A 25,983-nucleotide genomic window follows, 5' to 3' on the forward strand; every position below is an offset into this window, starting at 1 on the left:
TTCGGGTCCGGTTTAAAACGGGTCCTGCCCTTGCAATCCGCAGACCGATGCTAGATTTAAGGCCTTGAAACACAGGCTGAACACCTATCGAATACCGACCAAGGCTTTAGGGGACAAATCTGCGGATGCGAAAAATCAAACGTTTTCTCCGTCAGATCACCTACGACGTCATTGGTCATTTCAGTTCCGACGATGGCTGGGCTTTCGCCAGCCATATCGCGCTTTCCGGCTTGATGGCACTGTTTCCGTTCCTTATCTTTGCTACCACACTGGCGAGCTTTCTCGGCACCAAGGAATTCGCCGATACGGCGGTACATGTTATCTTCGATATGTGGCCATCGAATATCGCTGCTCCAATTGCCAACGAAGTGATGAACGTGCTGACCGTGCAGCGCAGTGGACTTCTGACATTGAGCGTGATTGCAGCGGCTTATTTTGCCTCGAATGGTGTCGAGGCGTTGCGCATCGCGCTCAACCGCGCCTATCGCGTCACCGACCAGCGCTCGATCATTTTCTGCCGCCTGCAAAGCCTGGGCTTCGTTCTGGTCGGCACATTGAGCCTGATGGCAATCAGCTTCCTGCTGGTTCTGGCCCCGCTTGCCGTGCGTATTGCCGAACAATGGTTTCCAGATATTGCGCCGTTCACCGGCACAATTGCCTTCTGGCGCTACACGGTAGCGGTGGCAGTGCTGGTCCTGGCACTGTTCATGGTGCATATCTGGCTTCCAGCCGGACGACGCAGCCTCGGTGATATCCTGCCCGGCATATTGATCACACTCATAGCCTGGCTTGCCGCCGCGATGGCCTTTGCAAAATATCTCGAAACCTTTGCCACCTATGTGACGACCTATGCAGGCCTCGCCTCGATCATGGTGGCGATTGTCTTTCTCTACATGCTGTCAGCAATCTTCATCATCGGTGCAGAAATAAACGCTGCGATCATGATCTTTCGCAAGCGCGAACAACAACCCGAACTTAACTCATAACGATCAACGCACGATCCGGTCCGAAAACCGGCTCCCACTTTTCGGGATCATGCCCGGCGTAAAGTAGTCAGCGCAACGCCAAGCGTCGTCACCACCATGCCTGCGATCTGGATTGCCGATAGCGTCTCACCGAAAATCAGATAAGCCATGACCGCGGCAGTACCGGGCACCAGATAAAACAGCGATGCGACTTTCGACATTGCGCCTTCGCGGATCATCACAAGAAGTGCCAGAATAGCGCCGATGGAGATGGCAAGCGTCAGCCAGACCAGCGCAAAAATCAGTGATGGCGACCAGATGATGACACGTGTTTCAAAGGCGAAGGCGCAGATAGAGGTCAGAATGGCAGCAGCGATATATTGCACCGCCGTTCCGGCCTTGAGATCGCCAGCCGTGCCGAAACGCTTCTGCCAGACGGTGCCAGTGCTGATCGCCACTACGGCCAAGAAAGCCGCCGCAAGGCTTTTCGGATCAACGCCGCTGCCCGCCGAAAACTTTGGCCATACAACCATCGCAACACCGATGAAACCGATGAGAAGCCCTGTCCATTGCCGTCCGCTCGCCCGTTCTCCCAGAAGAATGGCCGCAATCAGCGTGGTCAGCATCGGCTGAAGACCTGCCACTAGACCGGACATTCCCGCAGGCAGGCCGTGGTGAACGGCCCAGAACAAGGCTGAAAGATAGACGCCATGTATGAGACATCCAGCAATCGCCGCATGAAGAAGTACATTGCCTTTCGGCCAGATGCTCCGGCTTGCAAGCGCCCAAAGCGTCATGATGACAGCCGCGATGGAAAAACGCACCGCCATGAAAGTGAACGGCTCCGCATAAGGCATGGACAGCCCCGCACCGATGAAACCGGTGGCCCAAAGCAGGACAAACATGATGGGGAAGAAACGGGCAGCCATGGCAGAACTCTCACTTTCGCGGCTCGCCTTATACCGGTTCGCAACGAACGCCTATCTCATAAAACTGAACGCAGCGTTGAATTTGCCAAACAGCCGCCCGCATTTTATGAAGCGGCATGAACAACGAACCTGAAACCATCTGCATTCTCGTCGATGCCGACGCCTGCCCGGTGAAAGCTGAAATCTATCGCGTGGCGGAACGACACAATCTGCCGGTCGTGCTGGTGGCCAACAGTTTCATTGCCATCCCACGCGATGCAGAACGTGTTGAACGGGTTGTCGTATCGGACAAGCTCGACGCCGCCGACGACTGGATCGCCGAGAATTCACGGCAGGGCGCAATCGTGATTACCGCCGATATCCCTTTGGCCAGCCGCTCGCTCGAAAAAGGCGCCTCGGTGATCGCTCCAAACGGGCGCGTTCATACCCAAAGCACCATCGGCAATACGCTTGCGACGCGCAATCTGATGGATAGTTTGCGTTCTGCAGGCGAAGTTACAGGCGGACCCGCTCCCTTTTCGCCCAAGGACCGTTCTGCATTCCTCTCGGCGCTTGATCTGGCCATCGTCCGGCTGAAACGCGCCGGTTTCATCTCAGGTTGATCGCATTGAGGCGGAGGCAACACCGGCACCGATCAGCAATGTCCCGCCCGTCCGATTGAAAATGCGCAGCGCCCGTTCGCTTGAGAAGAAGCGGCGTGCCCGGGTCGCCAGAAGCGCATAGGCAAAGGCGTTAAGAAAAGCGAGCACGAGGAACGTGCTTTCGAAAACCAGCATCTGGGTCAGAAAATCCCGGTGCGGACTCAGAAATTGCGGAAGAAAGGCAACGAAGAAGGTGATGCTTTTCGGATTGAGTGCCGTCACCAGCCAGGCATGAACCAGCATTCTTGCGGGATGCACCTTGTCGTGCCGCGCACTGGCATGAAGTGTTCCGCCAGCGCGAAACAATTTTATGCCAAGCCAGATGAGATAGGCGGCACCTGCCCATTTTACGGCGGTGAACACGGTTGCCGAAGCGACCAGCAACGCACCCACACCAAGCATGGAAAGCGTCATAGCCGTAAAATCCCCCAGCGCAACGCCAATCGCCATCGGGAAAGCCGCTTTCCAGCCCTGACCGAGTGCGTATGAAACGACGAGCAGAACAGTCGGCCCCGGAATAATCAGGAGCACGATGGATGCGGCGGAAAATGCAAGCCAGACTTCAAGGCTCATAGGCAACTCCCTCTTTGGAAGAGAAAACAAGCCACTGATTCTCGATTTTGTCGAGTGTTAGAGTCTCTGAGCGGCGTCGATCAGTTTCGCAGCTTCCGGGCTGTCCCACGGCGCCGGACCGTTCATGGATGCAATCTGGCACCCGTCCTTGTCGACCAGCAGCGTCACCGGAAGGCCAAAGGCCAGGTTCTTGCGCTTCAACTCGTTGAAGCTCGACATGGAAGCATCTCGGTGCAGGGTCAGATTCTTGATGCCGATTTCGTTCAGAAAGCCCTTGGGCTTGTCATCCGAACCAGTGTCGATGTTGATCGCGACGACCTCGAAATCAGCTCCGCCTTTTTCGGCCTCCAGCTTGTCGAGAGCGGGCATTTCCTCGCGGCACGGCGCACACCACGTCGCCCAGAGATTAACCAGCAGTGTCTTGCCCTTGAAATCGCCCAGCGTCATCTGCTTGCCGTCAGGCCCCGTAAAGGCAATATGCGAGACTGAGATCGGCTTTTCGGCAGCACGCATCGCAGCCACACCACCAGTCGCAGCTGCATCAAGTGCCTTCAGCTTATCCGCCTTCAACACGCATTGAGCCGAAGCTTCATCGTTTTCCGCAGAGACATTCGTCGAAACATTCTGGGTAACCACATTGCCAGAAGGGCGCTCCATCACGTATACCGCCCCAATACCGGCAATGACACCGGCAAGGGCTGCGAGAAGGACGATCTTGCGATTTCCCGATTTCGCCTTTTCGTTGTCTTCTGCCATGTCGCATCACTTCTTTCTATTATCCGGCCAAATCGTCACTCGGGGCATATGAGCATGAGCGAACAAAAATCAAGCAATCAGATGTGGGGCGGCCGTTTTGCCTCAGGACCCGATGCGATCATGGAAGAGATCAATGCATCCATCGGCTTCGACCGCAAGCTCTATGCGCAAGATATTCAAGGCTCACTCGCCCATGCAGCCATGCTCGCAAAGACGGGCATCATTACGGCAGACGACCACAAGCAGATCGAGCAGGGTTTGAAAACCATCCTCAAGGAGATCGAGGATGGCAAGTTCACCTTCTCGCGCAAGCTCGAAGACATTCACATGAATATCGAGGCGCGGCTGGCCGATCTGATCGGCCCTTCTGCCGGACGCCTGCATACTGCCCGCTCGCGCAATGATCAGGTGGCCGTCGATTTCCGCCTCTGGGTCAAGCAAGAACTGGAAAAGACCGCCATCGCCCTGAAAAACCTGATCGAGGCTTTTCTGGAACGCGCGGAAGAACACGCCACGACCGTGATGCCGGGCTTCACCCATCTCCAGACCGCACAGCCCGTCACTTTCGGTCATCACTGCATGGCCTATGTGGAAATGTTCGGCCGCGATCTGTCGCGCGTGCGTGATGCGATTGAACGCATGGACGAATCGCCGCTGGGCGCGGCAGCCCTTGCAGGCACCGGCTTTCCGATCGACCGTCACATGACGGCCAAGGCACTCGGCTTCCGCGAACCGACCCGCAATTCGCTCGACAGCGTTTCCGACCGCGACTATGCGCTGGAATTCCTGTCGCTCGCCGCTATCTGCGCCGGGCATCTTTCGCGCCTTGCCGAGGAAATCGTCATCTGGTCGACCCCGCAGTTCAATTTCGTGCGGCTTTCCGACGCCTTCTCCACCGGCTCCTCGATCATGCCGCAGAAGAAGAACCCGGATGCCGCCGAACTGGTGCGCGCCAAGACTGGCCGCATCAACGGCTCGCTGGTCGCCCTTCTGACCATCATGAAGGGTCTACCGCTCGCCTATTCCAAGGACATGCAGGAAGACAAGGAACAGGTCTTCGACGCCGCCGAAAATCTGGAACTCGCCATCGCCGCCATGGCTGGCATGGTGCGCGACCTGACCATCAATGTAGCGTCCATGAAGAAGGCCGCAGGTTCGGGCTATTCCACCGCGACCGATCTGGCCGACTGGCTGGTGCGCGAACTGGGCCTACCCTTCCGCGAGGCGCATCACGTCACCGGTCGCGCCGTGGCGCTAGCCGAAAGCCGCAAGGTCGATCTGGCCAAGCTCTCGCTGGAGGAGCTACAATCAATCCATCCGGGCATCACGGATGCGATCTTCGGTTATCTCACGGTTGAGAAATCGGTGAAGAGCCGTCAATCCTTCGGCGGGACAGCCCCGCAGGAAGTTCGCCGCCAGATCCGTTACTGGAAAAAGCGCATCACCAAGGCCTGATAAGCTATCAACATGACGTCATGTGGAATCATCTGCCGAACTGATGATTCCACTTTCGAACATTATGAGTTAGACCTATCGCAAGATTATACGTTTCGGGAACCAAAGCTGATGACAGGCCGCTCCGCCATTTCTTCCGTGCTTCTGATCGCCGCGCTTGCGGCCATGCTCGCTGCTTGCGGTCGTAAGGGTCCGTTGGAGCCGCCGCCATCGTCGCTGATCACCGACGATCAGGGACACACCAAGCCGAAACCGAAGGAAGACAAGCCTATCATCCTCGACAAGCTGTTGTAAGTTTCTGCTGCAGGCCTTCCCGTGAACCATTTCGAATATCGCAACGGCGTTCTTCACGCCGAAAATGTCAGCCTGCCTGAAATCGCTCAGGCTGTTGGTACACCTTTCTACGTCTATTCCCGCGCGACCATCGAACGTCATTTCCGGGTGTTCAGAGAAGCCTTCGCCGGTATGGAAACGCTGGTGACCTACGCGCTGAAGGCCAATTCCAACCAGGCCGTGCTGAAAACGCTGGCGAAGCTTGGCGCCGGTGCCGACACCGTCTCGGAAGGTGAGATCCGCCGGGCACTTGCTGCGGGCATCCCGGCCAATAAGATCGTCTTTTCAGGCGTCGGCAAGACCCCACACGAAATGGACTTCGCGCTGGAAGCAGGTATCTATTGTTTCAACGTTGAATCCGAGCCTGAACTGGAAATTCTTTCTGCTCGTGCCGTCAAGGCGGGCAAGGTCGCATCCGTATCGCTGCGCATCAATCCCGATGTGGATGCGAAAACACATGCCAAGATTTCTACCGGCAAATCCGAAAACAAGTTCGGCATTCCCCGCGTCAAGGCGCGCGAGGCCTATGCCCGCGCGGCAAGCCTGCCCGGTCTCGACGTGGTCGGCATCGATATGCATATCGGCAGCCAGATCATCGATCTCGAACCGTTCGACGATGCCTTTGCTCTGATGGCGCAGTTGGTCAAGGAACTGCAGGCCGACGGTCACAACATCCGCCACGTCGATGTTGGCGGGGGGCTCGGCATTCCTTACCGTACTGACAATACGCCTCCACCGCTACCCGTCGCTTACGCGGAAATCGTTGCAAAACACATCAAGCCGCTCGGCTTGAAAACCGTGTTCGAGCCGGGCCGCCTGATCGTCGGCAATGCCGGACTTCTGGTAACGGAAGTGATCTTCGTCAAGGAAGGCGACGCCAAGAACTTCGTCATTGTGGATGCGGCGATGAACGACCTGATTCGTCCCACACTTTACGATGCATTCCACGACATTAAGCCCGTAACCCTCCCGAAGGATGATGCGCCACGCATCCACGCCGATTTTGTCGGCCCGGTCTGTGAAACCGGCGATTATCTCGGCCTCGACCGGGAAGTGGCAAAACCTGCTCCGGGCGACCTTATCGCCATCTGCACGACGGGCGCATATGGTGCGGTTTTATCCAGTACCTACAACAGCCGCCTACTCATTCCCGAGGTGCTGGTCGACGGTGATCGCTATCATGTCGTACGCCCGCGCCGTACCTACGAAGAATTGCTGGCGCTCGATTCCGTGCCGGAGTGGCTATAAAACCCATGCGTACAATTATCATGGCAAAGCCTCGCCTTTGCCATGATGCGTGTTATCCTGTTGCCAGATGAAAACGCGATACACGCCAGAAAGCCCAGATGACGGATCGTAGCAACGACAGGAAAGACGGGCCGCGCCCCGCGCGGGATGCCTTCCTGCGGCTCTTTTCCGGGAAAGGCGATGCTCTGCGTCGGCTCCGTCTCCGCGCCTTTCTATCAATCAGCTTCGAGCGCTTCTGGCCGCTGATACTGCCGCTGGTCCTTCTTGTCGGCCTGTTTGCCAGCCTGAGCTGGTTCGGCTTGTTCGGCATGATGCCGCGATGGCTTCATATCGGCGTGCTGGCGCTATTTGGTCTTGCCGGTCTTATTGCGGTCTATCTGCCGTTCCGATTTCGCCCTCCGACAGAAAGTGACATCACAAGCCGCATTGAGGCGATCAACGGTTTGGTTCACGAACCGCTTGCCGTCCAGACGGGCCATATGGCAACCGGAGAACACGATCCTTTCGCCGTCGCCTTGTGGCGGGAACACCAGCGCCGCATGGCAAACCGGCTTAAGAACCTGCAATCCGGCCTGCCCTATACACGCGTTCCCGAACATGACCCCTTCGGCATTCGTACAGTGGTTGTCCTGCTCTTCGTGACTGCCTTCGCCTACAGCATCAGCCCGAACAGCGGCCGTATTGCCGATGCCTTTCATATCCGCCCAAGTGATGACAGTGCCATTGCCCGCATTGATGCATGGGTGACGCCGCCGCGCTATACCGGCCGTGCTCCGGTCTTCCTGGCTACGACGAGCGACAGTGAACAAGCCGCAATCAACGTACCGCAGGGCAGCATTCTGTCGGTCCGCGTGATCGGTGGCGGTTCTGAACGCCTGACTGCGACCGATGTGAAGGGCGAGCGCCGCGACGTGCAGCCGGTAAGCGCAAAGGATGACCGAAAAGAGCCAGCAGAACAGGCCGTCGTCGATGGAAGCCGCAATTTCCGTTACGATTTGCAGCAGGACGAGACATTGGCGCTTTCGGGCACCGATGCTCGCTGGAAATTTGCCGTCACGCCGGACAACCCGCCGACGATCCACTTCACAAAGGAACCCGGGCATGCGCTGAACGGCACATTGCAGCTTTCCTATCAGATCGAGGACGACTACGCGCCCGTAAAGGCCGAGGGTGAGATTATCCCACTCAACAATGATGAGGACGAAGAAGCCGCACCGCTTTACGATGCGCCGGAACTGCCTCTTGCATTGCCCCGCCGCGGCGTAAAGGACGCTACGACGTCGAAGGACCTGACCGAACATCCTTGGGCGGGCGAAAAAATTGCGCTCACGCTGGTTGTAACCGACGCCGCCGGACAAATCGGTCGCAGCGAAACCAAGATCATTACCTTGCCAGAGCGTCCTTTCAGCAATCCGCTCGCCCGCGCCGTTGCCGAACAGCGCCGTATCCTCGCGCTCGATGCCACGCAACGCGACCATGTGCTCGACATGCTGTCGGCAATCACACTTCGCCCGGAAGAAACCATCAAGAATGCAGCTCATTATCTGGGTTTGGTCACGATTGGCACGCGCCTCCGTCTCGCCAGGAGTGATGACGCCTTACGCGATGCGGCGGATTATATGTGGCAGGTCGCGCTTGGTATCGAGGACGGAAACCTGTCAGCTGCCGAAAAGCGCCTGCGGCAGGCACAGGAAGCCCTAAGAAACGCTCTGCAGAACGGTGCATCGCAAGAGGAAATCGAAAAGCTTTCGGCAGAACTGCGCAAGGCAATGCAAGACTTCCTGCGGGAATTTGCCCAGCGCCAGCAGCAGAACCCGAATGCACGCCGCACCGCACCAGACCCCAATGCGCGAATGCTGACGGAAAAAGACCTGCAGCGCATGATGGACCAGATCGAAAATCTGGCACGTCAGGGCTCGCGGGATCAGGCTGAACAGTTGTTGTCGCAATTGCAGAACCTGATGAACAATCTCCAGATGGGGCAGACACAGCAGGGCCAGCAAGGTCAGGGGCAAGGCCAGCAGAACCAGATGCAGCAGCAGATGAACAAGCTCGGCGAACTGATGCAGCGCCAGCAAAAGACGATGAACGAAACTTTCAATCTCGATCAGAAAATGCAGCGCCAGTTCGGCGGCAGCGATGGCGAAGGCGAGTTCGACGACAACCTGTTCCCCGGCGATAACGGCTCCATGGGCGGCGGACAGCCGGGCGGTGAAGCTGATAACGGTCAAAGCGGGAAAGGCGATATTCCTCCTGATATGGCCGAAGCCATGCGCAAGCTGCAACAACAACAGAAGGACCTTCAGTCCGATCTGCAAAAACTGATGGACGATTTGAAGGGCATGGGCATTGAACCCGGCAAGGATTTTTCGGATGCCGGAAAATCAATGGACAATGCCACGGATGCGCTCGGCCGCAGCGAAGGTGCAGAAGCAAGCGACCAGCAGGGTAGCGCGCTCGATGCGCTACGTCGTGGCGGGCGCGACATGATGCAGAAAATGCAGCAGGCCATGGGCCAGCAAGGTCAAGGGCAAAGTGGCGCCAATGGCAGTCGCGGAAAGGATCCCCTTGGTCGCCAGCAAGGTACCGGCGACAGCGGCCTCAACGATGACGTCAAGATTCCAGGTGAAATAGATATTCAGCGTGCGCGCGAAATTCTCGACGAAATCCGCCGCAAGCTCGGCAATGCGCTGACGCCGCAGATGGAAAAGGAATATCTGCAGCGTCTGTTGAAGTTCGATTGATCTGAAAGTACGGACGCCGGACGGCGCTTATTCCATCACCCGGCCGACATAAGGCAACTGGCGGAAGGCATGCCCGACGTCCATGCCATAGCCGACGACAAAATAGTCGGGGCATTCGAAAGCCACGAAATCGGCATCAAGATCGACCTTGCGGCGCACGCTCTTGTCGAGAAGAACAGCAATGCTGACGCTCCGTGCGCCCCGTTCCAGCATGAGTTCGCGAACGAACTTCAACGTCTTTCCGGATTCCAGAATATCGTCGATCAGAAGCACATCACGGTCACGCACATCGCTGTCGATATCGCGCAGCAGACGAACTTCCGTGCTTGTCGTTCCCTTGCCGTAGCTTGAAACGGTGATGAATTCGACATCGGGTTCCACACCTGCATCGTGCATCGCGCGGATGAGGTCGGCTGCAAAGATGAAGGAGCCCTTCAGGATCGAAATTGTCAGCAGATTGTGAAACTTGTGTTCAGCAATGGCCTTGGCGAGCTCGAGATTGCGACCGGCGATCTCATCCGGACTAAAGAGAACTTCGATTGTCTTGCCACCGACTTCGGGCATCTGCTGCTTCTCCTGATCGTTCGCTTTCGCGCAGACTTCGGCGCCCATCAAAGGTGCCGGAAAGGCACGCTCTATAGCACGGTTTGAGGAAATTGCACCCCACCGGATGAAGATGCTCCGGCTTCTCCATTTCCCAGCGTCGAGATTTCATATAGCGTGACCTGCATGCATCCAGACATCATCGAACTGCGATCATTTTACGACACGACACTGGGCCATCTCGCGGAGCGCGCGATCCGCATGGCATTGGCCGGTCTTTGGGGGCATGTGCCGGGAGAGCGACTTGTCGGCATGGGCTACAGCCTGCCCTATCTCGACCGTTTCAGTGCCGATACAGAGCGCACATTCGCCTTCATGCCGGCAGGTCAGGGAGCCGTTGCTTGGCCTTCGGTAGAAAAAACAGCAACAGCGCTCGTCTTCGATGAAGAACTGCCGCTGCCCGATTCCTCGATTGATCGCGTGCTGATGGTCCATGCGCTGGAGTATGCAGAAAACCCGACCGAAACGCTGAAGGAGATGTGGCGCGTCCTCGCGCCTAATGGACGACTCGTCATTGTGGTGCCCAACCGCCGCGGCGTGTGGGCCCGCTTCGAACATACACCTTTCGGCAGCGGACGGCCTTACAGCCGGACGCAGCTAACGACCCTATTGCGTGAGGCGAATTTCACCGTCAGCACGGTGAGCGACGCCCTGCATTTTCCGCCCGCCACGCGGCGATGGATGATGCGGCCATGTCTTGCTCTCGAAGGCATGGGGCGACGGTTGTGGCCAGTCTTTTCAGGCGTTCTCGTGGTGGAGGCACAGAAGCGGCTATATCAGGGATTGCCTGTCGCCCAGCGTTCGTCGCGCCGCGTCTTCGTTCCGGTTCTCGCACCGCAAGGCACACCCGTTGGTGGATTGCGGAAAGTACCTGTGCAAAGCAACAAGTCAGACCGAAAGAATTAGGATAGGTGCGCATCATCGCCTGTAAAAACGTACAGTTGCTGCAGTCGGCACGTACTATCGAACAAGGTTTTTCTCGACTTGAACGCAATGGCGGGATATGCCGCCAGCGTAGTTTTAACATTGACCTTTTGGCGGAGCCAAAATCATGACCGATACGCAGAACCTTACCCGTCCCCAGCCCAAGGCAGGCCTGCTCGACATCGCAGCCTATGTGCCCGGAAAGGAACATGTGGAGGGCGTTGCCAAGGTCTATAAACTCTCCTCCAACGAAACGCCTATTGGTCCAAGTACGCATGCTGTCGAAGCCTATCGACACGCAGGCGAAAAACTGGAGCTTTATCCAGATGGGCAGGCGCTGGCGTTGCGCGAGGCGATTGCGGAAACACAGGGGCTCAATATGGCCAATATCCTGTGCGGCAACGGCTCCGACGAACTGCTTGGCCTGATATGCCAGACTTATCTTGCTCCAGGCGACGAAGCCATCATCACGGAGCATGGTTTTGCCGTCTACAAGATCCAGACATTGGGCGCCGGCGCCGCACCAGTTACGGTGAAAGAGAAGAATGAGCGTATCGACGTGGATGCCATTCTGGCCGGCCTGTCGTCGCGCACAAAGATCGTCTTCATTGCCAATCCGGCCAATCCGACTGGGACCTATCTGCCTTTCGAGGAAGTCCGTCGCCTTCACGCCGGACTGCCGAAGCACGTGCTTCTGGTTCTTGATGCGGCTTATGCCGAATATGTCCGTCGCAATGACTATGAATCCGGTCTCGAACTCGTTTCGTCCAACGAGAACGTTGTCATGACGCGCACCTTCTCGAAAATCCACGGGCTACCGGGCCTGCGTATCGGCTGGATGTATGCACCGCTGCACGTGGTCGATGCGCTCAACCGCATCCGCGGGCCGTTCAACATGAACTCAGCCGCCATTGCCGCTGGCGCAGCTGCGATCCGTGACCGCGCCCATGTCGAAAAGTCGATCACTTACAATGACAAGTGGCTTGGCTGGCTGGCCGACGAGTTCACCAAGCTCGGCCTGCGGGTAACGCCGTCAGTCACGAATTTCCTGCTGATCCATTTTCCAGACAATGCCGCGCACTCGGCGGATAAGGCCGACGAATGGCTTTCCAAGCGCGGCTATATCCTGCGTCGCGTCGGCGGCTACGGTTTCCCCAATGCCTTGCGCATGACGGTCGGACCGGAAGAAGCCAATCGTGGCGTTGTCGCCGCCCTGACTGAATTTTTGAAGTAGAACAATGTCCACGGTCCATTTCGACAAGATCGCCCTGATTGGCATCGGCCTTATCGGTTCATCGCTGGCCCGCGTTATTCGGCGCGAAAAGCTCGCAGATCACATCGCCATTGCCACACGCAGCGGTGAAACGCTGAAACGCGCCGAAGAACTGGCACTCGGTGACAGCTACACCACCGATAGCGCTGAGGCTGTCAAGGATGCCGATCTGGTTATCGTTTCGGTTCCCGTCGGCTCGTCAGGCACGGTAGCGCGGCAGATCGCGGCAAATCTCAAACCCGGTGCCATAATTACGGATGTCGGCTCCACCAAGGCTTCGGTAATTGCGCAGATGCAGCCAGAACTGCCGGACAATGTACATTTCATTCCCGGCCACCCTTTGGCGGGCACTGAGTATTCCGGCCCCGACGCTGGCTTTGCAGAACTCTTCACGAATCGCTGGTGCATCCTGACCCCCCTGCCCGATACAAATGAAGCGGCACTGGAAAAGCTGAGCGACTTCTGGATCGCCTGCGGCTCGCGGCTCGACCGCATGGACCCGCAGCACCACGATTTGGTTTTGGCTATCGTCTCGCATCTGCCGCACATCATTGCCTATAACATTGTCGGCACGGCCAGCGATCTGGAACAGGTCACCAAATCGGAAGTCATCAAGTATTCGGCTTCCGGTTTCCGTGACTTCACGCGTCTGGCCGCGTCCGATCCGACAATGTGGCGTGACGTATGCCTGCACAACAAGGATGCCATCCTCGAAATGCTTGGGCGTTTTTCGGAAGACTTAGCCTCGCTGCAACGCTCAATACGTTGGGGTGATGGTGAAGCGCTATTTGATCTGTTCACCCGCACGCGCGCTGTTCGGCGCGGTATCATCGATGCCGGTCAGGAAGTAGATGCACCGGACTTCGGCCGTCAGGCTGCGACGCGCACGAGCGAAAAGTAAGGAACGGATAGGGCCGCAAACATAGTGTCCTACTCCCTTACTGCCTTATTCGCCTACTCTCTTAAAGAGCAGGCAACCGTCCGAGCGGAATAAATCCGGCGCTGACTTTACCTTTGCGAACGGCGATCTCCATAACAGGATTGCCGTTTTCGTCTTTCGGCATAGCCGAGAGAGCAAACAAAACGGTGGCGATATTGCCGCCCTGCTCGGGAAACACTGTCTGCCCCGCCTGCGCCAGCGATTGCGGATTAACGAGCGTCAGTTTCACATCAGCATTGACGAGCCCGTCGGCACCGACCGAAAACGGCCCTGCAACAGAAACCATGGCTCCATTGGGCATGGACAGGAAAGCCTGATTGATCCTACCGGAATGTCCGCGCAGACGTTGATGGAAAGGGGTTTCGCTCCTTGCAAGCAGTGTCGCAGCATCTGCCACATCAATATCCGCGACGCCGTCGATTTCAGGGCTGGTGGCACTACCGATCACTGCCTTGGCAAGCTTCAATCCAGCAAAGCGGCCATTGATCTTCAAGGTTCCGTCCGCTTGGCTCATGCGGAAATCCATCTGCTCGAGCGTGCTGAGCGGCTCCGTCTTCGTAGTTTCGGTGCGAAGGCCAACCGCGACCTCACGTGCAGCCAACTCGATTTCGGTCGGGAACGGACGCGCCAGCCGGGTATTGGAGGTAAACTTGCTCCAGTTGACTTCCAGCGGCTCCAGCCCCGGAAACTCAATAAAGGCCGGACCTGTCAGATCGTTCGAGAGTGAACGTGGCGCATAGACCGGAGAACCCGAAGTGAAACGTCCGGCGCGGAAAGACATACCCTCGGAAGGCCGCTGCCAGGAAATGCTGTCGCAAACGACATTGACGCGCAGCGGATAGCCGCCCATGCGCAGATCTTCGCATTTCACGCCAACACCCTGGGCAGCAAGCTTGGCCATGTCAACCTCGGCGCGCGCCTCAAGCCTGTTTGCAATATAGAACCAGCCCGCCGTATAGCCAGCGATCAAGACAACGAGAATAATGATGAGCGCTATGGGGCGCTTTCTGGCTTTCGGTGCGTTCATTCCAGTGTGCGCCATTTCAAAAGCCTTACATTAATCAGACGGTTGTTTCGAAGAGCCTCACTCCGGGTTCAGACCAAATATCCAGCCCCGATATGTTTTGCTCCTCCCGACTGTTGGCCATATTATGGCAGGAATGTGCCTTGTGAAGCGATAGAGAAGAAAAATCGAGGGATATCCGTTGATTACCGGTGGAAATCGGCGTTCACTGAACCATTATGGATACTCTCATGACCACACTCCCCGATGATAGGCGAATGAACGATTTCTGGGTTTTCGGCTACGGCTCGCTGATGTGGCGGCCGGGTTTTGCGCATGTGGAGACCATGCGCGCGCGCCTTTACGGCTACAGGCGCAGCCTGTGCATTTACTCGCATGTTCATCGCGGAACTCCCGATCAACCGGGGCTGGTTCTGGGGCTAGATGCCGGTGGTTCATGTCTCGGTATTGCTTTTCGCGTGCCCGGAGATATGACCGGCGAAGTGATGACCTATCTGCGCGAACGTGAAATGTCGAACCAAGTCTATCATGAAAAGCATCTTCGCTTGCGTCTTGCCGATGGACGCGATGTCGACGCAGTCACCTATGTGGCCGACCGCCGCCACCTGCAATATGCAGGCTCGCTGAAAGCCGAGGAAGCCGCAGCCATTGTCGCATCCGCCCGCGGCGATTCCGGTGCTAATGTGGATTATGTCACCAACACGCTCCAGCATTTGCGCAGTATGCGCGTCCGTGACCACTGGCTGGAGCACGTCAACAATCTCATTCACCACAATACTCAACGACAATTCGACGGTTCGGGCGACTGAAAGCACTTGCTGCGCTTCTCAAAAATTCCAGCGCTTAAGCGCTCAGCCCTTGTTCTCGCCCGATGCAACCGCTACATCTCGGCCAATCGCCAAGGAGGCCTCCATGATCGCATTGTTCCGCACCATTGATTTGGCGCTCGATATTTACACCTATATTATTATCGCGAGTGCCATTTTCTCGTGGCTCTATGCGTTCAATGTCGTCAATTCCGGCAACCGCTTCGTGGCATCAATCGGTGAGTTTCTCTACAAGGTGACAGAGCCTGTTCTGCGCCCGATCCGCAATATCTTGCCCAATCTCGGCGGCATCGATATTTCGCCGATCATCCTGTTGCTGATCATCTTCTTCATCCGTCAGTTCATGTGGACGACGCTGCTGCCGCTTTTCCTTTAGAGCGCGTTTCGATCTGATTGGATCAGATCGGCGCTCTAAGTTATTATATTTCAAGCATAATCTTATCGATCCTCGTTTCACTCCGGCCGGATTATGCTCTAAGCGCATCACTCGCAAGCCCGAAAACAAAAGCGCCCGGACATTGCCGGGCGCTTTTGTTTTAGACGGATCGAAAAGCTATCGCTTACTTGCCCTTGGCGCGTTCGATAGCTTCCACGATGAACTTGCGTGCGTAATCCTCGTCACCCCAGTCACCGATCTTGACCCACTTGCCGGGCTCCAGATCCTTGTAGTGCTCGAAGAAGTGCGCGATCTGCTTCAGAGTGATCTCCGGCATATCGGTATAGTCGTGGATCTTCTCGTAGCGACGCGTCAGGTGCGGCGACGGAACGGCGATGATCTTTTCATCCTTGCCGGAATTGTCTTCCATGACCAGAACGCCGATCGGGCGAACGTTGATCACGCAGCCAGGAACCAGCGGACGGGTGTTGCAGACGAGAACGTCAATCGGATCGCCATCTTCCGAAAGCGTATGCGGCACGAAACCGTAATTGCCCGGATAGGTCATTGGCGTGTAGAGGAAGCGGTCGACGATGAGGGCGCCGGCCTTCTTGTCCATCTCGTACTTGATCGGCTGGCCGCCGACAGGCACTTCAATGATGACGTTGACGTCTTCAGGAGGATTGGAGCCGATGGAGATGGCATCAATATTCATGATGTGTCCTTTCGTGTCGGGCTCTGATAACGGGTTTCATGGTTGCACGCAAGAAAAACGAAAGTTCTAGAAAACGCGGCGAATTGTCGTTCTCGCAACGCAATTGAACGTGATCAGGCCGTTAACATGCTGTGAGGGTTAGGCGCCGAGCTCGTTCAGTCTTTGAACGGCGGTCGGTGGCATGGGTGGTGGATTGGGATCGCGGCTGGCGGCGACCAGAAATTCGTCACAGGCCGTTTCGGTGGATTCGATAAGTCGCTTCAGGAATTCTTCCTTCGGAAGCCCTGCCGGAATTGGCGGCAGAATACGGGCGCGAATGATTCCGGGATAACGGAGGAATTTGCGGCGCGGCCAGTAAAGGCCTGCATTGTGCGCAATCGGCAAAACCGGCAGATTGAGCGCCTCATAGAGATGAACGATGCCATATTTATAGTGCGGCGGAGCACCCGGCGCCCGGCGCGTTCCTTCCGGATAGATCAGAATCTGGCGGCCTTCCGCAATCGCCTTTTCCGCTCCCTTAGTGATCGAATGCAGCGCCTTGACGCGGGAACCGCGGTCCACCGGGATCATCTGCATCTTCGCGATATACCAGCCGAAAAGCGGAATGCGCATCAGTTCCCGCTTCAGGATCAGCACGGGATCGTCAAGATAGGGAAGGAAAGCATAGGTATCCCAGGCAGACTGGTGCTTTGGCGCGCAGATATAGGCGCCTTCGGGGATGTTCTCCAATCCTTCGACCACATAGTCGGTCCCGGCGATATGCTTCTGGAGCCAGAGATTGACCCTTGCCCACAGCTTCGGCACGATCCACGCCTTCTTGCGGGGCAACAGGAAATAAAAGGGCGTATAGACGATCATCTGAACAAGTGTGCAGATATAGAACGCCGCATTGAACAAGATTGAGCGCAGATAGAGAAGCATCAGTCGGTGGAGACCCTGGCTAAAGCATTTTCGCTCCCGGCTGGCGGTAAACGATCACGCGCGAATTCTGGACTTTCTGCAGAAAGTGACGGCACCGATATATCAGGAAGATCGGCCATTTCCATCAGGAAATCGCAATTCTGCGGCCAGATCAGCTCTCGGTCGTTGCATTTTGCCCTGACTGCGTTCCAAACAGTTCGGTCGCACCCACACGGACAGCAGCGCCCAGATATTTCACATATTCGATGAAGAGCACGCGCAATGTGTCACTTTCGGCAACCCAGCTATGTTCGCGTCGCTCCCCATTCACGACCGGATAGGGAATGAATTCCACATCCTTCATGCGATAGGACATTTCCAAGGTGCTGCGCGGAATATGGTAGTTATTGGTGACCAGGATCACGCGGCGATAATTGTTGGTACGAATCCAGCGTTCGCTTTCGGTCGCATTGCCGATGGTATTGAGTGCCGACCGGTCAAGATCGACACAGCAATCGAAGAGGCTCTGATCCGCATGGGTCGCGCGCTGCAGCGCCTTTTCATTGGTCGCCGGATGAACACCGCTGATCAGAAGCCGCTTCCCTCGTTTGTCTTTCAAAAGATCGACGGCCGCCTGGATTCTTGACTGTCCACCAGTCAGAACGATGATCGCATCGGCAGGCTCCTCGATAGCCGGAGGTTGCATGCTGGTGACTTTTTCACCAAACGCGACGAAGCCGACGAGAAACGCCAGAAGAATAACAAAGAGAACGATGGAAACGGGTTGGAAACGTCTGAACATGCGCATCATGACAGACCATAAGAAATTACCGGACGCAACTGTAAAGGACTGCAGGGAAACGCCGCTCCGATTGCGGCGCCAGACCACATCCCCCGTAGAAAGCCCGTTTGCTGTCTGCCTCTGTGCCACTGCATCGTCACTCGACCGGTGCCCGCCCGATAGCGCTTGCGGGATTCGCGTACCATCTCTTCTTCCATCATAGCCAGCATTGCGGCGAGAAGTCGGAGAAGCGGGCGAAAATCTTGTCCTGAAAGCGCCTGTATCGGAAAAGGTCTTCATTCGGAGCGCACTCCCGGACCATCCATGGTTGCAAGCTGGCGGATCACCGTCAGGCGGCTGGTCAGCATGGTGAGGAAACTGACCAGAATAATGATGACGGCAGCTCCGATGTAGCCGCTGCGCCCGATGGCGAAATTACCGAACATGGCAGCAGCCTGGTCGCCTTCGGGGGTCGCCATATGGCTCGATGCCCACCACGAGAAGATCAGAAATACGAACATTGCCGCCGCTCCGCCGCATAGCGCGCCCTTCAATGCGGTGCGGAAGAAGTGCCATTCGAACTCACGTGCCACGAATTTCGATTCAGCGCCGATAAAATGCAGCACCTCGATAATATGGCCGTTGCCTGACATTGCGCCGCGTGTGGCAAAGATCACGGTCAAAACCGTCGCAGCAATCACGAGCGAGAGAACGGCAGTTCCAACCAGCACCGTCGTGTGAGCCATGGAGACAAGCCTGTCGACCCAGGTGCGATGATCGTCAAAGCTAGCCGCCGGAATGGCACGTGTAATTTCAGCACGCATGGTTTCAAAGTCAGGCGGAGCATTCTCGTCGATCGTGACAACGACAAGACGCGGTACGGGCAGTTCATCGATATTGAGGCCACTGCCGAGCCACGGTTCGAGCAAGCGCGCTGTCGCATCCTTGTCGATGATGCTGGTGCCTTTGACGCCGGCAAAGCCGCGCGCGATCTCGCTCGCCTGAGCCAGAGCCTTTTCCATGTCCTGCCCGTCGACCGGTCGGATCTGGATCGTGGCTTCGCGCGCGATCTGGCTCTGCCAGGCAGCAGCCGAGGCGCGAACGAGCGTCACACCGCCCATCGTCAGACATGCTAGAAAGGTCATGATGGCGATCACGATAACGAGCGCGGTGCCTGTCACGCTGCCGTCGGGCACAATGGGACTCGGTCCCTGACGCTTCCGACGCTTGCCTATGCGAACGAGCAGCATGTCCTGAAGGTCTTCGAAACGGACCCGTATATCATCCAATGCGCGTTGCCAGGTGTTCCTTGCATCAATCATAGATGTCGAGCCGCCCATGTTCGAGGATCATGCGCCGCGCATCGACCTGCTCCATCAGGGAAAGGTCGTGGGTCGCGATAATCACGGCCGTGCCTGAACGGTTCAGCTCCGTGAAAAGGCGCAGGAGACGCTTCGCAAGCGGCGGATCGACATTGCCGGTCGGTTCGTCAGCCAGAAGCAGTTCCGGCTGATCGATGAGCGCGCGAGCAATGGCTGCGCGCTGCTTCTCACCGCCCGAAAGGACCGGCGGCAGCACATTCATTCGGTCTCCGAGCCCAACCCAATGCAGAAGCTCCTCCACTTCGTGACGGTAGGTTGCCTCTTCCTTTCCGCGCACACGCAGCGGCAGCGCCACATTCTCATAGGTGGTCATATGGTCGAGCAGGCGAAAATCCTGAAACACAATGCCAATGCGGCGGCGCAGAAGCGGAATTTCCGCATGATTGAGCCGCGCAACATCCTTGCCAAAAATATTGATAAGGCCGCGCGTCGGCTTCAGCGCCATGAAGAGAAGGCGCATGAGCGAGGTTTTCCCTGCCCCCGACGGGCCGGTCAGAAACTGGAATGAACGCGGCGGAATATGGAAACTGACATCGCGCAGGATCTCAGGACCCATTCCATATCGCAGGCCGACATTCTCGAAACGTATCACCGGGCTGTTTCTCTTCAATTGTCCGCGCGCTGAGGGGCGCACGGATGACATCGATATCAGATCGACCTTTATCCTCTATGGTTAATGTTGCGTTAATTCAGCCCGCGTGAGCTTTAAAAAATGCGTTAACGTGGCTGCGGCCATGAAACATTAACCATTATGAGCCAGTGTGTGGCACCAGTCGAAGGGCGAAAAACGCAAAGGAAGATGACGGCATGATGGCGAAACAACCATCGAAAGCGCAGATGTCGCGCGTGCCTTTGCGCGAAAACCATCGCGCAGCATGGTTTACTTCCGATGCCGGACCGGTCGAGGATGCTGAATTCGAAACCATTGTCCCGGCCTCGCCGTCGCCAGAATCCTTCTCACACAGCATTCCGCAGAAGCCGTTTGCGCCAAGCAAGCTTATGTCCGAAACAAGTCTCCCCAGCGGATGGCCCGGTTTCGGCTATTGGGTTTTCGTCGCTCTTTGCGCGACGACCGCCTTCTGGATAGCGGGCGGATATACACTGCTTGCCGACAAGCCTCCTTCCGTCAGGCAGCCGACCCTGCCACTCATTTCGGCACTTCAGCTAACCGATCTCAAAACCAGCGTTGGAGTACATGATAAAGGCGATGTTCTCAGTGTCGGCGGACGCATACGGAACACCACATCCGAAGAACGCGCCACGCCGCCGTTGATCGTCATGATCACCTACAGCGACGGCAGCAAGCGCGAACGGCGCCTGGCTCCAGGAGAAGCAATGCTGAAACCAGGTGCACATATCGACTTCGAAACAATGCTTCCTGCGCTGCGCGGCACCATCGAGAAAGTCGATGTGCGACTGGCCGCCCCGGCCTGAAGCAGTCCGGCTACTGCCAGCAACCGAGGTTACGCCCTTTGAGATTGTGCGAGTCGATCTCGACCACAAGGCGCGGGTCCTCGCGCAAAAGGACCAATGTCGTGCGCTGCTTGAGATCGATCTTCTCCCAGCCCGCGCATTCCGTCGGCATTGGCGTGCTGTCGATCTTCACCTTTTCGGTCCATGCAGTCGCCGTGCAGCCGGACAAGGCTGCAACAATCGGAACGACTTTGACGGCCTCCAAAACGAGCCTTTGCGTTTTCGTCCCACGATGAGTGTTCAAGGCTGACAACTCCAATCTGCCCCGCGAAATCCCGGCTAAACACTCTTGTATCAGCCAGCGTCGCCCGTTCGACATCTGCGCTTATAACGTGCCGCCGCCCTGCTCCGCAATATGGCTGAGCGGGATCGACGGCTTTAAAAGGTCCGACCGACCAATTCTTACTGTCCACTAGGAACCAATTTAGAAGAGATATAAAAGCAATATCGAATATATGAAGAATAGCTTTTTTATTTACTGAAATGACAGGAAAAATCCACAGAGAACAAAAACCGTCAATAAAGTTAAACATGATTGTCCGAAGAAAAAGACGATTATATGCTTCTTGCTATATGATTCGCATATGACATTTTCACTACACCAACCCTGGGGACTTCCATGCTGAACAAATTGTCGGCTGAATTTTTCGGAACATTCTGGCTTGTTTTCGGCGGTTGCGGCAGCGCAATTCTCGCCGCAGCCTTCCCTGAACTGGGCATCGGCTTTCTCGGCGTCGCCCTCGCCTTCGGTTTGACTGTCCTTACCATGGCCTATGCTGTAGGCGGCATTTCCGGCGGTCATTTCAACCCCGCCGTTTCCTTGGGCCTCATGGTAGCTGGTCGCCTTCCGGCCAAAGACCTGATCCCATACTGGGTTGCACAGGTTCTGGGCGCCATTGCAGCTGCAGCCGTGCTCTTCCTCATCGCATCAGGCAAGGAAGGCTTCTCCGCCGGTGGTCTCGCTTCGAACGGCTATGGCGAACTTTCGCCGGGCGGCTACAGCATGATGGCGGGCCTGCTCATCGAGATAATCCTGACGGCCTTCTTCCTCATCATCATTCTGGGCTCTACCTCGTCGCTGGCTCCGGCTGGCTTTGCCCCGATTGCCATCGGTCTCGGCCTGACCCTGATCCATCTGATTTCGATCCCGGTCACCAATACATCGGTCAACCCGGCCCGTTCGACCGGCGTCGCTCTCTTCGCCGACACGGCAGCACTCAGCCAACTCTGGCTGTTCTGGGTCGCACCGCTTGTCGGCGCGGCTATCGGAGCGATTATCTGGAAAGGCCTGCTCGGCAAGGACTGATCCAGAACGACAGCAATGAAAGGCTGGTTTGAACCGGCCTTTTTGTTTGTGAAGCTGTACCGTCACTGTCTGATACAGCACTCACAAAACCGTTCACAAAAAGTGGTTCCGATCATGGGAAGGATGCTGTAAGTAACATCTATCTTCTTGTTGTTGCGCATTATCCCAAGCAAAGCCGCTTCGCACTTTTGCTGGAAATGCTTTAGATGTTATGAGCAATGTCCCCCTCCACTGATGCTTCTTCTGCGGATCGTTACGCAGCATTCCGGCACTCTGCCTTCAAAAAATACTGGGGCGCCCGTTTCCTGAGCGCATTTGCGGTGCAAATCGTGAGTGTGTCGGTGGGCTGGCAGATCTATGATCTCACCCGTGACGCCTTCAATCTGGGCATGGTCGGACTGGTGCAATTCCTGCCGGCCCTGTTGCTGGTTCTGGTAACCGGCGCTGCTGCCGACCGTTTCGGCAGGCGCTTCATCATGGGCCTGTCGCTCATTCTGGAAAGCGTGGTGACGGCGTTGTTGCTCTGCCTGACCCTTGCAGGTCTGTTCGAGCCCTTGACCGTCTTTGCAGCACTAACTCTTTTTGGTGTCGCACGCGCGTTTCTCGGCCCATCTTCCGCATCGCTGGTCGTCAATCTTGTACCCACGGAGGATTTCGCGAACGCCGTTTCATGGAATTCATCGGCATGGCAGGTAGCGACAATCGTGGGACCGGTTGCAGGTGGCCTGCTCTATGGCATTTCTCCGGTCGCGGCCTATTCCATCGCGACGCTGTTCCTGCTGATCGGCTCCTTCCTGATCTTCTCCATTCCAAAGCCCAAACAGCACACGCTTACCGAGCAGCGCTCGCTGACGAGCATGCTGGCTGGCTTCCGCTACATCTGGAAGGAAAAGATTGTCCTCGGCGCGATTTCGCTCGACCTTTTCGCCGTGCTCCTCGGCGGAACGGTGGCTCTGCTGCCAATCTATGCGCGAGACATTCTCGATCTCGGCCCTTGGGGGCTTGGGCTGCTGCGCTCAGCTCCAGGCATCGGGGCTGTCCTGACTGCCGTCTGGCTTGCCGGACATCCGATCCGCGACCATGCAGGCCGCGTGATGTTCATCTTCGTTGGCCTCTTCGGCCTCTTCAATATTATTTTCGGCGTCTCGACACTGACTTGGCTGTCCGTTGTTGCCCTGGCATTTGCGGGTGCGGCTGACATGATCAGCGTCTATATCCGCGAAACGCTGATGCAGCTTTGGACGCCTGATCACGTGCGCGGTCGCGTCAATGCCGTCAACATGGTCTTTGTCGGAGCATCGAACGAGCTTGGCGAATTCCGTGCCGGTCTGATGGCCGCAGCCATCGGCGCTGTTCCGGCCGTCGTCATTGGCGGATTGGGATCAATCGCCGTTGCGGTCGCTTGGGCGGCCATGTTCCCGCAATTGCGCAAGGCCCGTCACTTGCAAGGACGAGTCTGATCGTTCGAGCTATAGGAGGTCATCAGGAAGCAGATGTGCTACGGCTCGCCTTGTCCATGCGCTCCTGAATGGCATTCCGGTCATCCTGCCGGATGCCGACGAGTTCCGCCACGCGCCACATCACGTCGGCCTCGACTTCGCTCACCTTGCCATCGGCATAGACCATTTCCCACATCAGGCCGATCAGGTCGAGACGTGCCTGATAGTCAAGCTGTCGCTTCAGAACCGATGTGAAATCCGATAAATCTATCGCTTCCTGATCGGCTTTTTCCGCGGCAAGGATCAGCCGTTTCAGGCTATCGCCCTTCAGCCCGTATTTCTGCGACAGCATTGAAGAGAGCTTTTTACGCTCGCTTTCACGCGTTTCACCATCGGCATCCATGATGTGATAAAGCAGTGCAGCGGCAGCCAGTCGTGGATCGTCATTGGAGAATTTTTCATTCCGGTCACGAAAACCGCTGGCCGGGAGTTCTTTTAAAAAATCCAAAAGACGATCGAACATTCACCCTCGCTGCCACATTCACTGCTTGCCGACCGTAAACGCGATTCCGGCATATTTAGTTAGCAACATCGAAGGTAACGGGCTGAATGCGCCACGCAAGGCGGTAAACTGTCTTACACCGCCGTTTACCGCCCGAGAGATGCGCTGCGTTGTTTTTCGGCAACGATTCGCGGAAAGCCTGATCAGAAAAGCTTCAATCCACTCTGCACCTTCTGCGAAGATTTGCTTTCGTCGACACCCGGATCGTCCACCACGAGATGCGCGCGACGGGGTTCCTCGTTCGCATCGTCGTCAGTCACGATAACATCGGCGACTGGCGGTTTCACTTCTTCCGCCTTCTTTACCGGAGTTGCTGGCGACACCTTCATGGGCTCAGCAGCGGGAATAATGACCTCGGCCTCCTCGATATCGCGAACAACCGGCTTGCTCTCGGCTCCCGCGGAAACATCCGCCATTTCGGCCTTGTCCCGCAGCTCTGCCAGAACAATCTGATTGACCGGCTTCGCCTCGACCGGGCCCTTGATTTCGGGCTTTTCCGCTTCAATCGCAGGAGCGAGCGCCACGACGGGAACTTTCCACTCGAAACTGTTGAGGCGTCCCGTGACTGGCGATACAGGTGACCATTGTTCGGAAACATAGCCATCGGCAGTCCATGCAGGATCGCGCGGCGCCTTGACCGCACGCGCCAGCCATTCACGAACCTTGCCCTGATCGCCGGTTTCGGCTTCTTCAATATCGGCAAGCAGCAGATAGGCGCTTTCGCGCGGCGAAGCGCGTAGAACCTGCTCGGCATTGTCGCGAGCAAGGCGATAATCGCCCGCCTCATAAGCAGCGCGCGCCAGTGCAAGACTGCCTTCGGCATTATTGGAGCGCAGCGATACGAGATGCTTTGCACGCTTCAGTCGATCCTGTGCCGTATCGCCGGATCGTGCATAGACATAGGTTGATGCAATGTCCGGATGCGGAAACCGCTTCCAGGCCGCTTCAAGAATTTTCGAGCCTTTCCGCACGTCGCCATCAGCGAAAAGGGCACGCGCAGCAACCATGGCGGCGGGCACCAGATCGGGCGCGAGCTTGTTTGCCTCCAGCGCCAGCGCCTTTGCCTGGGCATGATCGACATCGACGACTGCCATCGCCTTGGCAGTCAACAATGCAGCGCGTTCCTTCTTCACCACATCCTTGCTGTGGGCGAGAGCCTGCTTGCGCGCATCGACAAGCTTCAGCGCTCCATCCCAATCGCCCTCGGCACACAGCTGGCCCATCATGGCCGAAGAGGCCCATTCAAGCTGCGGTGCTTGGCTGACGGCTTCGGCAGCGTAATGGCGGGCGGCATCGCGAGCACCAACACGCTGGGCTTCAATGTAAAGCCCACGCAAGCCGAGCAACCTTGTCTCGGGATCCTCCACCATCGCCTCGAAGCCATTGCGGGCATCTTCCGTGCGGCCTTCCAGCATCGCGGTCTGCGCTTCGAGAAGCTTTATCAGCGGCTCCTGATCGGAACTCAGCAATTTCCCTGCCTGCTTCGTCATGCGGCGCGCCGCTTCCGCATCGCCTGCACCGGCCGCAATTAAACCGGTCGAAAGCGACTGATAGCCACGATCGCGCTTGCGCGCGCGAAAATGCCTGCGCAGCGTATAAGGTGACTGGATAATGCTCTTGATGAGCCACCACAGGATAAGAATGGCCGCGACAATGGCAACGATCCCCGCAACAGCGGTTATCAGAGGCACATTGTAGTGGTTGCCCGCGAAGGTGACATCAAGTTCGCCCGGACGGTCCGCAAGCCATGCAAAGCCGAAACCAAGCGCAGCAACAATGGCGAGATAGAACAGGACACGCAGCATTGGCCTGCC

Annotated in this window: 27 protein-coding genes; 14 read left to right on the forward strand and 13 right to left on the reverse strand. The window is 56.8% G+C overall.

Annotation, left to right across the window (positions count from 1 at the left end; genetic code table 11):
* Positions 1–125 precede the first annotated feature (125 nt).
* A complete protein-coding gene (locus MKS82_RS12605; RefSeq protein ID WP_109988563.1) occupies positions 126–986 on the forward strand; it encodes a YihY/virulence factor BrkB family protein in 861 nt (286 codons plus the stop codon).
* A gap of 47 nt (positions 987–1,033) precedes the next feature.
* Here the strand turns inward: MKS82_RS12605 and MKS82_RS12610 are convergent, their stop codons facing one another.
* Positions 1,034–1,894: a DMT family transporter gene (locus tag MKS82_RS12610; protein ID WP_109988564.1), complete on the reverse strand. Its 861-nt coding sequence runs from the start codon at positions 1,892–1,894 to the stop codon at positions 1,034–1,036.
* A gap of 116 nt (positions 1,895–2,010) precedes the next feature.
* On the opposite strand from MKS82_RS12610, the gene MKS82_RS12615 reads away from it, so the two are divergent.
* Positions 2,011–2,496 (forward strand): YaiI/YqxD family protein, encoded by a 486-nt coding sequence (locus tag MKS82_RS12615; protein WP_109988565.1) that lies wholly within the window; start codon positions 2,011–2,013, stop codon positions 2,494–2,496.
* Here the strand turns inward: MKS82_RS12615 and MKS82_RS12620 are convergent.
* Positions 2,488–3,108, reverse strand: coding sequence for a LysE family translocator (locus MKS82_RS12620; protein WP_109988566.1), 621 nt, complete (start codon positions 3,106–3,108; stop codon positions 2,488–2,490). The genes MKS82_RS12615 and MKS82_RS12620 overlap by 9 nt on opposite strands.
* A gap of 57 nt (positions 3,109–3,165) precedes the next feature.
* Positions 3,166–3,864, reverse strand: a complete 699-nt coding sequence (gene tlpA, locus MKS82_RS12625) for a thiol:disulfide interchange protein TlpA (RefSeq protein ID WP_109988567.1) — start codon at positions 3,862–3,864, stop codon at positions 3,166–3,168.
* A 54-nt stretch (positions 3,865–3,918) separates the two neighbouring features.
* On the opposite strand from tlpA, the gene argH reads away from it, so the two are divergent.
* The 4 genes from argH to MKS82_RS12645 all read left to right on the forward strand — a co-directional run bounded on the left by argH (position 3,919) and on the right by MKS82_RS12645 (position 9,644).
* Positions 3,919–5,319: an argininosuccinate lyase gene (gene argH, locus MKS82_RS12630; protein WP_109988568.1), complete on the forward strand. Its 1,401-nt coding sequence runs from the start codon at positions 3,919–3,921 to the stop codon at positions 5,317–5,319.
* A gap of 111 nt (positions 5,320–5,430) precedes the next feature.
* Entirely contained in the window at positions 5,431–5,613 is a 183-nt protein-coding gene (gene lptM / locus MKS82_RS12635) for an LPS translocon maturation chaperone LptM (protein ID WP_109988569.1), read from the forward strand.
* Between the two features lie 21 nt (positions 5,614–5,634).
* A complete protein-coding gene (gene lysA / locus MKS82_RS12640) occupies positions 5,635–6,900 on the forward strand; it encodes a diaminopimelate decarboxylase (protein WP_109988570.1) in 1,266 nt (421 codons plus the stop codon).
* A 98-nt stretch (positions 6,901–6,998) separates the two neighbouring features.
* Positions 6,999–9,644 carry a TIGR02302 family protein gene (locus MKS82_RS12645; protein WP_240578905.1) on the forward strand — a complete coding sequence of 882 codons (2,646 nt, stop codon included), beginning with the start codon at positions 6,999–7,001 and terminating at the stop codon, positions 9,642–9,644.
* A 27-nt stretch (positions 9,645–9,671) separates the two neighbouring features.
* Here the strand turns inward: MKS82_RS12645 and hpt are convergent, their stop codons facing one another.
* Complete coding sequence (gene hpt / locus MKS82_RS12650; protein ID WP_061345194.1) at positions 9,672–10,208, reverse strand: hypoxanthine phosphoribosyltransferase; 537 nt, start codon at positions 10,206–10,208, stop codon at positions 9,672–9,674.
* Between the two features lie 165 nt (positions 10,209–10,373).
* On the opposite strand from hpt, the gene MKS82_RS12655 reads away from it, so the two are divergent.
* The 3 genes from MKS82_RS12655 to MKS82_RS12665 all read left to right on the forward strand — a co-directional run bounded on the left by MKS82_RS12655 (position 10,374) and on the right by MKS82_RS12665 (position 13,345).
* The gene (locus MKS82_RS12655; RefSeq protein ID WP_109988572.1) at positions 10,374–11,153 is read left to right on the forward strand and encodes a class I SAM-dependent methyltransferase; all 780 of its coding nucleotides are present in this window, start codon (positions 10,374–10,376) and stop codon (positions 11,151–11,153) included.
* Between the two features lie 145 nt (positions 11,154–11,298).
* Positions 11,299–12,405 carry a histidinol-phosphate transaminase gene (gene hisC, locus MKS82_RS12660; RefSeq protein WP_109988573.1) on the forward strand — a complete coding sequence of 369 codons (1,107 nt, stop codon included), beginning with the start codon at positions 11,299–11,301 and terminating at the stop codon, positions 12,403–12,405.
* Between the two features lie 4 nt (positions 12,406–12,409).
* Entirely contained in the window at positions 12,410–13,345 is a 936-nt protein-coding gene (locus MKS82_RS12665) for a prephenate/arogenate dehydrogenase family protein (protein ID WP_109988574.1), read from the forward strand.
* 61 nt (positions 13,346–13,406) lie between these two features.
* On the opposite strand, the gene MKS82_RS12670 is transcribed toward MKS82_RS12665, so the two are convergent.
* Positions 13,407–14,426 (reverse strand): DUF2125 domain-containing protein, encoded by a 1,020-nt coding sequence (locus MKS82_RS12670; protein ID WP_109988575.1) that lies wholly within the window; start codon positions 14,424–14,426, stop codon positions 13,407–13,409.
* Positions 14,427–14,638: 212 nt separating this feature from the next.
* Here MKS82_RS12670 and MKS82_RS12675 point away from each other — a divergent pair, with 212 nt between their 5' ends.
* Positions 14,639–15,217 carry a gamma-glutamylcyclotransferase gene (locus MKS82_RS12675; protein WP_109988624.1) on the forward strand — a complete coding sequence of 193 codons (579 nt, stop codon included), beginning with the start codon at positions 14,639–14,641 and terminating at the stop codon, positions 15,215–15,217.
* Between the two features lie 103 nt (positions 15,218–15,320).
* Complete coding sequence (locus MKS82_RS12680) at positions 15,321–15,611, forward strand: YggT family protein (RefSeq protein ID WP_061344492.1); 291 nt, start codon at positions 15,321–15,323, stop codon at positions 15,609–15,611.
* Positions 15,612–15,795: 184 nt separating this feature from the next.
* Here MKS82_RS12680 and ppa read toward each other — a convergent pair whose 3' ends face one another.
* The 5 genes from ppa to ftsE form a co-directional block, all read right to left on the reverse strand.
* Positions 15,796–16,326, reverse strand: a complete 531-nt coding sequence (ppa, locus tag MKS82_RS12685) for an inorganic diphosphatase (RefSeq protein WP_010657539.1) — start codon at positions 16,324–16,326, stop codon at positions 15,796–15,798.
* Positions 16,327–16,464: 138 nt separating this feature from the next.
* Positions 16,465–17,247, reverse strand: a complete 783-nt coding sequence (locus tag MKS82_RS12690; protein WP_109988576.1) for a lysophospholipid acyltransferase family protein — start codon at positions 17,245–17,247, stop codon at positions 16,465–16,467.
* A 151-nt stretch (positions 17,248–17,398) separates the two neighbouring features.
* Complete coding sequence (locus MKS82_RS12695; RefSeq protein WP_109988577.1) at positions 17,399–18,307, reverse strand: YdcF family protein; 909 nt, start codon at positions 18,305–18,307, stop codon at positions 17,399–17,401.
* On the reverse strand, positions 18,304–19,329 hold the full coding sequence (locus MKS82_RS12700; RefSeq protein WP_240578906.1) for a cell division protein FtsX: 1,026 nt from the start codon (positions 19,327–19,329) through the stop codon (positions 18,304–18,306). The genes MKS82_RS12695 and MKS82_RS12700 overlap by 4 nt, the downstream gene beginning before the upstream one ends.
* The gene (gene ftsE / locus MKS82_RS12705) at positions 19,322–19,945 is read right to left on the reverse strand and encodes a cell division ATP-binding protein FtsE (protein ID WP_029375806.1); all 624 of its coding nucleotides are present in this window, start codon (positions 19,943–19,945) and stop codon (positions 19,322–19,324) included. Before ftsE ends, MKS82_RS12700 begins: the two co-directional genes overlap by 8 nt.
* Positions 19,946–20,196: 251 nt before the next feature.
* On the opposite strand from ftsE, the gene MKS82_RS12710 reads away from it, so the two are divergent.
* Positions 20,197–20,823, forward strand: coding sequence for a hypothetical protein (locus tag MKS82_RS12710; protein WP_181394311.1), 627 nt, complete (start codon positions 20,197–20,199; stop codon positions 20,821–20,823).
* 10 nt (positions 20,824–20,833) lie between these two features.
* On the opposite strand, the gene MKS82_RS12715 is transcribed toward MKS82_RS12710, so the two are convergent.
* On the reverse strand, positions 20,834–21,106 hold the full coding sequence (locus MKS82_RS12715; RefSeq protein WP_109988580.1) for a hypothetical protein: 273 nt from the start codon (positions 21,104–21,106) through the stop codon (positions 20,834–20,836).
* A 375-nt stretch (positions 21,107–21,481) separates the two neighbouring features.
* Between MKS82_RS12715 and aqpZ the strand changes: the two genes are divergently transcribed.
* Together aqpZ and MKS82_RS12725 are read left to right on the forward strand one after the other, a co-directional pair.
* Positions 21,482–22,168, forward strand: coding sequence for an aquaporin Z (aqpZ, locus tag MKS82_RS12720; protein WP_109988581.1), 687 nt, complete (start codon positions 21,482–21,484; stop codon positions 22,166–22,168).
* A gap of 218 nt (positions 22,169–22,386) precedes the next feature.
* Positions 22,387–23,628 (forward strand): MFS transporter, encoded by a 1,242-nt coding sequence (locus tag MKS82_RS12725; RefSeq protein ID WP_109988582.1) that lies wholly within the window; start codon positions 22,387–22,389, stop codon positions 23,626–23,628.
* 22 nt (positions 23,629–23,650) lie between these two features.
* On the opposite strand, the gene MKS82_RS12730 is transcribed toward MKS82_RS12725, so the two are convergent.
* Together MKS82_RS12730 and MKS82_RS12735 are read right to left on the reverse strand one after the other, a co-directional pair.
* Positions 23,651–24,130 carry a tellurite resistance TerB family protein gene (locus MKS82_RS12730; RefSeq protein ID WP_109988583.1) on the reverse strand — a complete coding sequence of 160 codons (480 nt, stop codon included), beginning with the start codon at positions 24,128–24,130 and terminating at the stop codon, positions 23,651–23,653.
* 182 nt (positions 24,131–24,312) lie between these two features.
* Entirely contained in the window at positions 24,313–25,974 is a 1,662-nt protein-coding gene (locus MKS82_RS12735; protein ID WP_109988584.1) for a heme biosynthesis protein HemY, read from the reverse strand.
* Positions 25,975–25,983: the final 9 nt, after the last annotated feature.

The sequence above is a fragment of the Ochrobactrum sp. A-1 genome (assembly GCF_022488005.1).
Classification (GTDB): domain Bacteria; phylum Pseudomonadota; class Alphaproteobacteria; order Rhizobiales; family Rhizobiaceae; genus Brucella.